The sequence below is a fragment of the Bacillus sp. SSR7 genome (assembly GCF_055902415.1).
Genome location: NZ_JBVVXV010000025.1, coordinates 37,573 through 48,353, shown reverse-complemented (window position 1 = coordinate 48,353; position 10,781 = coordinate 37,573). Strand labels below are relative to the sequence as shown.

Genomic DNA, 10,781 nt, shown 5'->3' with positions numbered 1-10,781 from the left:
AATAAAAATTGACGTTTCACGTTGTTTGTTTCGTTCAGTTTTCAAAGAACTACTTCGTCGCTCGTAAGCGACTTTATCAATATAACATTTCGTTATATTTTCGTCAACAACTTTTTTTAATAAGTTGTTTTTCGTTTGTTTTGCTTGTTACCTTTCGTGGCAACGAATATAAATATACCAGTTTGATTATTAAAATGCAATAGTTTTTCTAATAAAATTTTTAACTTAGTAAAAAAGTATAAAAACAGCACTTTTCTTCTATATAAATATAATTTCTCGCACCACCAAACTCTACTACTCACACTTAAATAAAAAAAGCTTTGGAGAAATCTCCAAAGCTTAGTCTTGTTTATGACGCATAGCAGGGAATAATAGTACGTCACGAATAGATGGTGCATTCGTTAATAACATAACAAGACGATCAATACCAATTCCTAGTCCACCTGTAGGAGGCATACCATACTCAAGAGCTTCGATATAATCATCATCCATCATGTGAGCTTCATCATTACCTTGTTCGCGTTCTTTTAATTGCGCTTCAAAACGTTCTTTCTGATCGATTGGATCATTTAATTCAGTGAATGCATTTGCATGTTCACGTGCAACAATAAATAATTCGAAACGGTCTGTGAATCGTGGATCTTCGTCATTCTTTTTCGCAAGTGGCGAAATTTCTACCGGATGACCGTAAATAAATGTTGGTTGGATTAATTTATCTTCTACTTTTTGCTCGAAGAATTCATTAATAATATGACCAACTTCCATTGTATCCTTAATTTCTACATTATGTTCTTTTGCAAGTTCACGCGCTTCTTCTACACTCATCGGATTCCAGAAATCTGCTCCAGAATGTTCTTTAATTGCATCTACCATATGAAGGCGTGTCCATTCTGGTTCTAGATTAATTTCATAATCACCATACTGAATTGTTGTTGTACCTAGTACTTGCTTCGCGATATGAGCAACCATATTTTCTGTTAGTTTCATAATATCTTTATAATCAGCATACGCTTCATATAATTCAATCATCGTAAACTCGGGATTATGACGAGTTGATACACCCTCGTTACGGAATACACGGCCGATTTCATAAACTTTTTCTAATCCACCCACAATAAGGCGTTTTAAATGAAGTTCAATTGCGATACGCATATATAATTCCATATCTAACGCATTATGGTGCGTGATGAAAGGACGCGCAGAAGCTCCACCTGCAATTGCGTGCATCATAGGTGTTTCCACTTCAAGATAACCATTGTCATCTAAGTATCTTCTCATTTCACGAATGATTTTACTGCGAGTAACAAATGTTTCACGGCTTTCCATACTTGTAATTAAGTCTAAGTAACGTTGACGGTAACGTTGTTCAACATCTTTTAATCCATGATATTTATCCGGTAATGGACGAAGAGATTTCGTTAATAACGTAAAGCCCGTTGCTTTCACCGAAAGTTCTCCAACGTTCGTTTTGAAAATTTTACCTTCAATACCTACTAAGTCACCTAAATCTGCTGTTTTAAATAATTCGTACTCTTCATCTCCAACAGCATCTTTACGAACGTAAATTTGAACTTGTCCATGTAAATCTTGAATATGTGCAAATCCAGCTTTTCCTTTACCGCGTTTTGTCATAATACGACCAGCGATAGAAACAGAGATTTCTTTCTCCTCTAATTCTTCTTTAGAGAACTCTCCATATAGGCTTAATAATTCATTTGTTGCATTTGTACGTTCAAAACGTTTACCGAACGGATCGATCCCTTGCTCACGTAAGTTATGTAGCTTTTCACGACGAACAAGCAATTGGTCGTTTAATTCTTCGTGGTTCATGTTATCCATGGTATTGATATCACTCCAGCTCTATTAATTTTTACAATATATACAGTATAGCATTTTCTACTCAACTAGAAAAACTGCCAGCAACTAACTGGCAGTTCTTCTTTCTTTCACGTAATTATAGGAAGTGTATAGAAGAATGTCAATCTTCCCTTCCTATTATTAACCAACGTGAATTGTTTGTTGTTTCGCTTCTACTTCTTCTACAAATGTACCTAATACATTCGCAAGGTCTTCACGGGTATTACAAGCATTGATACCATTACGTACAGTTGCATTACCACGAATACCCTTTAAATACCAAGCTGCGTGCTTTCTCATCTCTCTTACAGCGACATTTTCATTCTTTAAATCGATCAGACGATCTAGATGCAACATACATACGTCAATTTTCTCACGTACTGTCGGTTCTGGCATTAATTCACCCGTCTCTAAATACTTTACCGTACGATAAATCATCCATGGATCCCCAAGGGCAGCGCGGCCAATCATAACACCATCTACACCGATTTCATCAAGCATACGCTTTGCATCTTGTGGCGTTGCGACATCACCATTTCCGATAACCGGGATATTTACAGCTTGTTTTACTTGTTTAATAATATCCCAATCCGCTTTTCCTTCATACATTTGTACTCGTGTGCGCCCATGAACTGCTACCGCTTGTCCACCTGCACGCTCAACAGCCTTCGCATTCTCGATTGCGAAAATATGATCCTCATCCCAACCAATACGCATTTTAACTGTAACTGGTTTTTCTACAGCATCTACAACTGCTGCTACCATTTCATATATTTTATTTGGGTCTAAAAGCCACTTTGCTCCTGCATCACACTTAACGATTTTTGGTACTGGGCACCCCATATTAATATCAATGATGTCTGCTGTCGTATATTGATCTACGTATTTCGCAGCATCTACAAGGGTTTCTTTCTCGCCACCAAAAATTTGTAAACTTAATGGCTTTTCTCTCTCATCAATATATAACATATCTAATGTTCTTTTATTATTCAGTAGTATCGCCTTATCACTTACCATTTCAGCACAAACTAGGCCTGCACCGAATTCTTTTACTGTCAAACGGAATGCAGAGTTACACACTCCCGCCATCGGTGCTAATACAACCGGATTTTTCATCTCAATATTTGCGATTTTTAACACTCGATTTACTCCTTCCTTCATGGTCACTTCGGCATTAGCTCATCTATCGAGACCTTTAATGCTTTAGCAACTTCCACTACAAAGTCTTGGGAAGGCGATCGATTCCCTCGCTCAACTTCACCTAAAACAGATACAGATACCCCTAATTCTTTTGCAAAACCTTCTTGCGTGTAACCTTTTAGTTTTCGAAAAGCACGAATGCGTCTTCCCCATTTTTCTGCTTCCATACCGTTACTCCCTCTCGCCTTTTCATTTCTTCTACTTGTGAACGTGAAATGTTTTGTTTTATATCTTGATTAATCTCTAACAACGGAACGATAACAAAAGCTCTTTCGAACATCCGCGGATGCGGAACAATAAGATTCTCTGCTTCAATATTTTCTTGATTATATAGTAAAATGTCAAGGTCGATAGTCCTAGGTCCCCACCTAATTTCCCTTTTTCTTCCTAGATCATTTTCTACTTTTTGCGTTACTTTCAATAATTCTTGCGGTGATAAATTGGTAGAAATTTTTATAACTAAATTTAAAAAGCAACTTTGGTCAGTATAGCCAACCGGTTCCGTCTCATATACAGACGAAACATCTTCAACTTTGATATAAGGATTTTTATTCAGAAACTGAATCGCTTCAGTTAAATACGTATAACGTTCTCCAATATTTGAACCTAATGCAATGTAAGCTATATTATTCATGGACGTTCTCTCGTAATTTCTACCGCTACAGCACGATAATGCCCCGGTATCGGCGGATCTGGTTTAATTACCTTTATCGTACATCTTGAAATACTCTCATATTGTTTCAATATATCTGTAGCAATATTTTCAGCAATACTCTCTACAAGCTTATATGTTCTATCTTCTACAACTTTCCTACATAACTCGAAAAGTTCTCCATAATTAACAGAATGCTCTAAGTCATCACTTTCTCCTGCTCGCTTCAAATCCAATTCCACAGTTAAGTCCACTTTAAATCTCTGGCCCAATTTATTTTCCTCTGGGAATACACCATGATAACCATAAAACTCCATATCATGAATATAAATTTTATCCAATTACTTTACCCCCTTACCAATCATCGCATCCATCATCTTAGCCATACGTGCCATTTCCTTCACATCATGAACACGAACAAACTCACAACCCTTTTCAATACCAAGACAAACGGTAGCTCCCGTCCCCTCAAGACGTTCTTCTACCGGTAAATCTAGCACATGCCCAATAAAGGACTTTCTTGAAGTACCTAAGAGAACTGGATAACCTAGTACGTTTAACTGTTCTAAATTACGCATCGCTTCTAAATTTTGTTCAGGCGTTTTAGCAAAACCGATACCTGGGTCTAAAATGATATTCTCATCTCGCACGCCAGCATCTTTAGCAATTTTAATACTGTCATATAAGTCAGCAATCATATCAGCCATTAAATTACGATAATTCATATTATCGCGATTATGCATTAAGATAATAGGTACATCGTAATGAGCTGCAACTTCAGCGATTTTTGGTTCCGCCTTCGCTCCCCAAATATCATTAATAATATGAGCACCAGCTTCAATTGCCTGTTTTGCAACTTCCGCTTTATACGTGTCGATAGAAATAGGCAATTTCACCTCTTTTGAAACAGCCTGAATCATTGGAACAACTCGTTTTATTTCTTCTTCCACCGATACTTTAGCAAAGCCCGGACGAGTAGATTCGCCACCAATATCAATAATATGAGCACCTTCATCTCGCATTTCTTTCGCATGGCGCACTGCAGCATCTACCTCGTTGTAACTCCCACCATCAGAAAACGAATCTGGTGTTACGTTTAAAATCCCCATAATTAACGTTTTTTCATTTAAGTTCAATGTATATTCGCCGCAGCGCAAATCATAATCCCACTTCAAACTACACATCTCCTCTTCGTAATTCATTTCTGCTCCACAATTTCTCTCTCTGCATTTCATAAAGGTCCATAAATCTTTTTGTAACCATACCTACTTTACCCGGGAAATCTCGCCCCTCTATACGATTAAGCGGAACAATTTCTTGAATCGAGTTTGTTACGAAGACTTCATCAGCTGAAAGTAATTCATCTTTTGTAAAGAAACCTTCTTTTACTTCTATACCAATCTCTTCAGCAACCTTTATAATAAACGCACGAGTGATACCATTTAAAATCCCTGTTTCAAGCGAAGGTGTATATAAAATATCACCTTTCACAAAAAAGAGATTCGAAACAATACCCTCTGCAACATAACCTACTTCAGTCAGGAAAATCCCTTCCTTATTCACACCATTTCCAATTTCACGTTTCCCCAAAATGTTATTTAAATAATGGTGAGACTTCAAGCGAGATGCACCCTCTGGTGTATTTCTCACTTGATTTAAGACAACCCCTTCTTTTTCCACTACATCTCCCGGGGCCGCTAAAGGTTTTATAAAAACAATAATAGACGGCTCTTCATACATTTCTGTTTGCAATCCAATTTCATCTATACCCGCCGATACATTAAAACGGACATACGCATGCTCTAATTTATTCTTAACGAGTAAATTCTTCAAAATAAGCATTACTTCATCTTTCGTCATTGTCCATTTTATTTGCAATGTATCCAGCGCATCTATTAAACGGTCATAATGATCATCCAATAAGAAAGGATGACCATTATAAATACGAAAAGTCTCAAAAACTCCAAGACCATATAAATAACCATGATCATAAGGAGAAATTCTCGCTTCACTTGATTCTACATACTGACCATTTACGTAAATTAACATGATGTCACACTTGGACTATATTTACGAATGAAATTCTGCAACAACTCTTTCCCGTGAGAAGTCATAATAGATTCCGGGTGGAACTGCACACCTTCAATCGGTAATGTTGTATGGCGGAGCGCCATAATTTCCCCTTCTTCTGTCCAAGATGTTACTTCTAAGCAATCAGGTAACGTCTCTTTTTTAACAATAAGGGAATGATAGCGCGTCGCAGTAAACGGATTAGGGATATCCGAAAAAATCGTCTTCTCATCATGATGCATAAGCGATGTTTTCCCATGCATTAATCGCTCTGCACGGACAACCTCTCCACCAAACACTTGCGCAATAGATTGATGCCCAAGACAAACCCCAAAAATCGGAATCTTTCCAGCAAAGTATCGAATAACCTCCATACTAATCCCTGCCTCATTCGGACTACATGGACCTGGCGAAATCATTAAAAAGTCTGGTTTCATATTCTCAATATCTGAAATAGTCACTTCATCGTTACGTTTAACAACAAGCTCTTGTCCAAGTTCTCCAAGAAACTGTACTAAATTAAATGTAAAAGAATCATAATTATCAATCATTAATATCATTTCTCTCACCTAACCGTTTCTTCACTACGTTCTTTTGCACGCCATAAAGCAATCGCCTTTTTTAACGACTCTTTATATTCATTTTCCGGATTTGAATCAATTACAATTCCCGCTCCCGCTTGTACATGCGCTTTTCCATCTTTAGCAAGAAGTGTCCTAATCACAATATTCAATTCTGTATCTCCAGAATAACCAATCCAACCAATTGAACCTGTATAAATCCCTCGGCGAACAGGTTCTAGTTCTTCAATAATTTCCATCGTACGTATTTTCGGTGCACCAGTAATTGTCCCCCCAGGGAATACAGCCTTCACTAAATCAAAAGCGTCTTTATCTTCTTCCACCTCACCACGCACATTAGAAACAATATGCATAACGTGTGAGTATTTCTCAATTACCATAAATTCATCTACTTCTACAGTTCCATATTTACAAACACGCCCTAAATCATTTCGTTCTAAATCTACAAGCATGACATGCTCTGCTCGTTCCTTTTCATTCTCAATTAATTCTTTTGCCAACTCTTCATCCTCTTGCTCATTCGCCCCTCTAGATCTCGTTCCAGCAATAGGCCTTGTACTTACTTCAGTTCCTTGCTTCTTAATTAGCAACTCCGGCGATCCACTAACAATTTGAAAATCCCCAAGCTCCAAGTAACCCATATATGGAGATGGATTAATTTCGCGAAGACTTGTATAAATTTCTAGTGGGTGTGTTTGTAACGTTCTTTCTTGTCTTGTCGACAAGTTTACTTGGAACACATCACCAGCACCAATATATTCTTGAATACATTCAACTGCCTTCATAAAGCTTTCTTCAGTAAAAGCAACTGCTTCACTTTTCTTTTTGGGGCACGCAAACGGTATAGTCACTTCTGGCGCTTCTATCGCCCAAAGAATCTTCCATTCATTTAATCGCTCTTTTGCCTCTTCGTGCTTATCTACATAATGTGTAATAATCCATAATACTTTTTCTTCTTGATCATACACAAACACATCATCAAATAATAAAAAGAATATATCAGGTATATTAATATCATCCTCCGCAAGAGAAGGAAGTTTTTCAATATAACGGATGCAATCATAACTAAAATAACCAATTGCACCACCTTGAAAAGGCGGGTATTCCGGATTATAATCCGTTTTCCATCGCTCCATATATTCCTGCATTAAATCTAATGGGTTTCCTTGCTTTATTGTTTCCTTACCACTTTCACTTATATGTAACGTTTCACCCTTCCCTCGGATTACCGCTACTGGGTTTAACCCCACAATGTTATAACGACCGCCACGCCCACTCTCTAACAAAATATGTTGCGGTTTATCCTTAGAAAGAAATTTATATTGCTTAAAGAAATCTAACTGATATGGAATAGAAAGCGCTAAAGATTTTCTTCGTTGCATATCAACACCCCGTCTTCTTTTATCCCACCCTCTTATATTAACCACTTCAAGCTACATTCGTTATGTATATAGAAGAGTTATACTCGAAGGCTAGTGAAAATAAATTAATTATACTACCTCTTATTTTACATGAAGTTTTCTAGTCATTCACTCTTTTCCTATTTCCAATCCAAAAAGAAAAAGCATCCTTTTTCAAGGATGCTTTTTCAATCACATATAATTAAGACTCAAATTGATAAAGTGGTGTACTTAAATAACGTTCACCGTTACTTGGGATAATAACAAGTACCTTTTTCCCTTTACCTAACTTTTTCGCAATTTCTGTTGCTGCATAAATAACCGCTCCAGAAGAGATACCAACTAGAATACCTTCCTCTTTAGCCACTCTTCTTGCATATTCAAACGCTTGCTCCGTTTTCACTTGAACAATTTCATCATATACTTCTACATCCAATGTCTCTGGAATAAATCCAGCCCCAATTCCTTGGATTTTATGTGGACCTGGTTTCCCACCAGATAATACTGGTGAATCCGCAGGTTCTACTGCATAAATTTTAATATCTTTATACGCTTCCTTGAGCACTTCACCAGCACCAGTAATCGTTCCACCCGTACCAATACCTGCAATAAACGCATCTAATTGGTCGCCCATTTGTTCAACAATTTCTGGACCCGTTGTTAAACGGTGAATTTCTGGATTCGATTGGTTTTTGAACTGTTGTGGTATAAAGTAACCATTCTCTTTTGCTAATTCAGTCGCTTTACGAATTGCTCCACCCATTCCTTCAGGCCCTGGAGTCAATACTAATTCCGCACCGTAAGCACGTAATAAATTACGACGCTCAATACTCATTGTTTCTGGCATTACCAAAATTGCCTTATATCCTTTAGCAGCCGCTACCATCGCTAAACCAATTCCCGTGTTACCACTTGTCGGTTCAATGATTGTATCGCCTTCTTTTAATAATCCTTTTTTCTCAGCATCTTCAATCATAGCTAATGCGATACGATCTTTAACGCTGCTCCCTGGATTCATAAATTCTAATTTTAAGTATATATCTGCGCTGTCTGATTCTACGATGCGGTTCAACTTAACGATCGGCGTTTTCCCGATTAATTCTGAAACTGATTGTGCCACTCGCATTCCTGTCACTCCTAACACCGAGTATTTTTATTGGTTTTATCTATATTTAGATTTTGTCAGAAAATTCCCTGTTTGTCAATGTATTTAGAGGTGAATTGCCTTATTACAAATTCTCAATTAAATTTGTAATATCTTCTTTAGAGAACTTGTATCGCTCATTACAGAAATGACAATGAACTTCTGTTTCTTCTTCTTCTTCACGAACTTGCTCTAACTCCGTTTTACCTAAACTAATTAACACACTCTCGATACGTTCGCGAGAGCATGTGCAATTAAATTGAACATCCATCGTTTCTAATACTTTTACCTTATCTTCTCCAAGGACTGCATACAGTAACTCTTCTGGAGAAAGCCCTTGTTCGATCAATGTTGATACAGGAGGAATCTTCTGTAAACGCTCTTCAATGAATGAAATTGTTTCTTCCTGTGCACCTGGCATAATTTGAAGAATAAATCCACCCGCTGCTAATATGCTATCATCTCCATTTACAAGGACACCAACACCTACAGAAGAAGGCGTCTGCTCAGAAACTGCAAAATAATACGTGAAGTCTTCTCCTAATTCTCCTGAAACAATTGGAGATTGACCAATAAACGGCTCACGCATACCAATATCTTTAATTACCGTTACAAATCCTTCAGTACCTACCGCCTGATATACACGTAATTTCCCTTGTTCTGTTCCTTCAAAGTCAACATGTGGATTTGTTACATAACCACGTACATCCCCATTTGCATGAGCATCTACTAAGATAGGACCAATCGGGCCATTACCTTCTACCTTGATCGTTAGCTTTTGGTCACCTTTTAACATTGCACCCATCATTGTACCTGCAGTTAAAGAACGGCCAAGTGCCGCTGAAGCTGTTCTCCATGTATCATGACGTCTTTGCGCCTCACTTACCGTATTTGTAGTACGTACACTATACGCACGCACTTCACCATCAAATGCTAACGCTTTTACTAAATAATCTTTCATACGTATTTATTCACCTTTCTCATGCTGTAAATTTGCATTACGCTCGTATAACATATACAAACCTTTTAATGTTAAGAATGGATCTACAACATCAATTACATTCGATTCTTCTGAAATTAATTTCGCTAATCCACCTGTTGCAATAACTTTTGGTTCTTGTTTAGCTTCCTCTTTCATGCGCTTAACAATACCTTCCACTTGTCCAACATAACCATAAAGAATACCAGATTGCATCGCACTTACCGTATTCTTCCCAACTACACTGCTTGGTTTTGTAATTTCAATACGAGGAAGTTTTGCCGCTCTACTATATAAAGCCTCTGCTGAAATCATAATTCCTGGTGTAATAACGCCACCCATATAATGCTTTTCTTCGTTAATATAACAATATGTAGTAGCCGTACCAAAATCGACAATAATAAGCGGACTTCCATATAGGTGAATTCCTGCTACTGCATTTACGATTCGATCCGCACCTACTTCACGTGGATTTTCATATTTAATATTTAACCCTGTTTTTATTCCAGGACCTACTACAAGCGGCTTAATTTTAAAATACTTTTCACACATGCGCTCTAAAGCAAACATAATTGGTGGTACGACTGAAGACACGATAATACCTTTTACATCTTCAAACGAAAGACCCTCATGCTCAAGCAACTGTTTTACAAGCATTCCATATTCATCTTCTGTCTTATGACGATCTGTTTCCATGCGCCAATGTTGACGAAGTTCCCCCTCTTCAAACACGCCCAGTACAGCATTTGTGTTCCCTACATCCAATACAAAAATCATATTCTCACCACTTATCTTATTTAATCTATATTTGTGCAGTATGTATAAAACTTATAAAAACATCATATCACACATACTTATATAATCAGCTTTTCTATCCTCATCATTTTACAAAAAGATT

General features: G+C 37.4%; 12 protein-coding genes. All 12 read right to left on the bottom strand.

The features are described from left to right. Nucleotides 1-339: 339 nt before the first annotated feature. Complete coding sequence (gene lysS / locus AC0NJG_RS27465; RefSeq protein WP_000369677.1) at nucleotides 340-1,839, bottom strand: lysine--tRNA ligase; 1,500 nt, start codon at nucleotides 1,837-1,839, stop codon at nucleotides 340-342. A gap of 159 nt (nucleotides 1,840-1,998) precedes the next feature. After that, nucleotides 1,999-2,997 (bottom strand): tRNA dihydrouridine synthase DusB, encoded by a 999-nt coding sequence (dusB, locus tag AC0NJG_RS27460; protein WP_000912258.1) that lies wholly within the window; start codon nucleotides 2,995-2,997, stop codon nucleotides 1,999-2,001. Nucleotides 2,998-3,020: 23 nt separating this feature from the next. Further along, nucleotides 3,021-3,224, bottom strand: a complete 204-nt coding sequence (locus AC0NJG_RS27455; RefSeq protein WP_000387027.1) for a helix-turn-helix domain-containing protein — start codon at nucleotides 3,222-3,224, stop codon at nucleotides 3,021-3,023. Next, on the bottom strand, nucleotides 3,176-3,691 hold the full coding sequence (gene folK / locus AC0NJG_RS27450; RefSeq protein ID WP_001059445.1) for a 2-amino-4-hydroxy-6-hydroxymethyldihydropteridine diphosphokinase: 516 nt from the start codon (nucleotides 3,689-3,691) through the stop codon (nucleotides 3,176-3,178). Before folK ends, AC0NJG_RS27455 begins: the two co-directional genes overlap by 49 nt. Then, nucleotides 3,688-4,050: a dihydroneopterin aldolase gene (gene folB / locus AC0NJG_RS27445; RefSeq protein WP_000358063.1), complete on the bottom strand. Its 363-nt coding sequence runs from the start codon at nucleotides 4,048-4,050 to the stop codon at nucleotides 3,688-3,690. Before folB ends, folK begins: the two co-directional genes overlap by 4 nt. Then, the gene (gene folP, locus AC0NJG_RS27440) at nucleotides 4,051-4,911 is read right to left on the bottom strand and encodes a dihydropteroate synthase (RefSeq protein ID WP_140168775.1); all 861 of its coding nucleotides are present in this window, start codon (nucleotides 4,909-4,911) and stop codon (nucleotides 4,051-4,053) included. Beyond that, nucleotides 4,886-5,758, bottom strand: a complete 873-nt coding sequence (gene pabC, locus AC0NJG_RS27435; RefSeq protein ID WP_087951383.1) for an aminodeoxychorismate lyase — start codon at nucleotides 5,756-5,758, stop codon at nucleotides 4,886-4,888. Before pabC ends, folP begins: the two co-directional genes overlap by 26 nt. Further along, nucleotides 5,752-6,339 carry an aminodeoxychorismate/anthranilate synthase component II gene (pabA, locus tag AC0NJG_RS27430; RefSeq protein ID WP_000602300.1) on the bottom strand — a complete coding sequence of 196 codons (588 nt, stop codon included), beginning with the start codon at nucleotides 6,337-6,339 and terminating at the stop codon, nucleotides 5,752-5,754. The genes pabC and pabA overlap by 7 nt, the downstream gene beginning before the upstream one ends. 5 nt (nucleotides 6,340-6,344) lie before the next feature. Further along, complete coding sequence (gene pabB / locus AC0NJG_RS27425) at nucleotides 6,345-7,742, bottom strand: aminodeoxychorismate synthase component I (RefSeq protein WP_308902497.1); 1,398 nt, start codon at nucleotides 7,740-7,742, stop codon at nucleotides 6,345-6,347. A 220-nt stretch (nucleotides 7,743-7,962) separates the two neighbouring features. Continuing rightward, complete coding sequence (gene cysK, locus AC0NJG_RS27420) at nucleotides 7,963-8,886, bottom strand: cysteine synthase A (protein WP_001261701.1); 924 nt, start codon at nucleotides 8,884-8,886, stop codon at nucleotides 7,963-7,965. 103 nt (nucleotides 8,887-8,989) lie between these two features. Continuing rightward, on the bottom strand, nucleotides 8,990-9,865 hold the full coding sequence (gene hslO, locus AC0NJG_RS27415) for a redox-regulated molecular chaperone HslO (RefSeq protein ID WP_000656366.1): 876 nt from the start codon (nucleotides 9,863-9,865) through the stop codon (nucleotides 8,990-8,992). Nucleotides 9,866-9,871: 6 nt separating this feature from the next. Next, entirely contained in the window at nucleotides 9,872-10,660 is a 789-nt protein-coding gene (locus AC0NJG_RS27410) for a type III pantothenate kinase (RefSeq protein ID WP_000578367.1), read from the bottom strand. Between the last annotated feature and the right edge of the window lie 121 nt (nucleotides 10,661-10,781).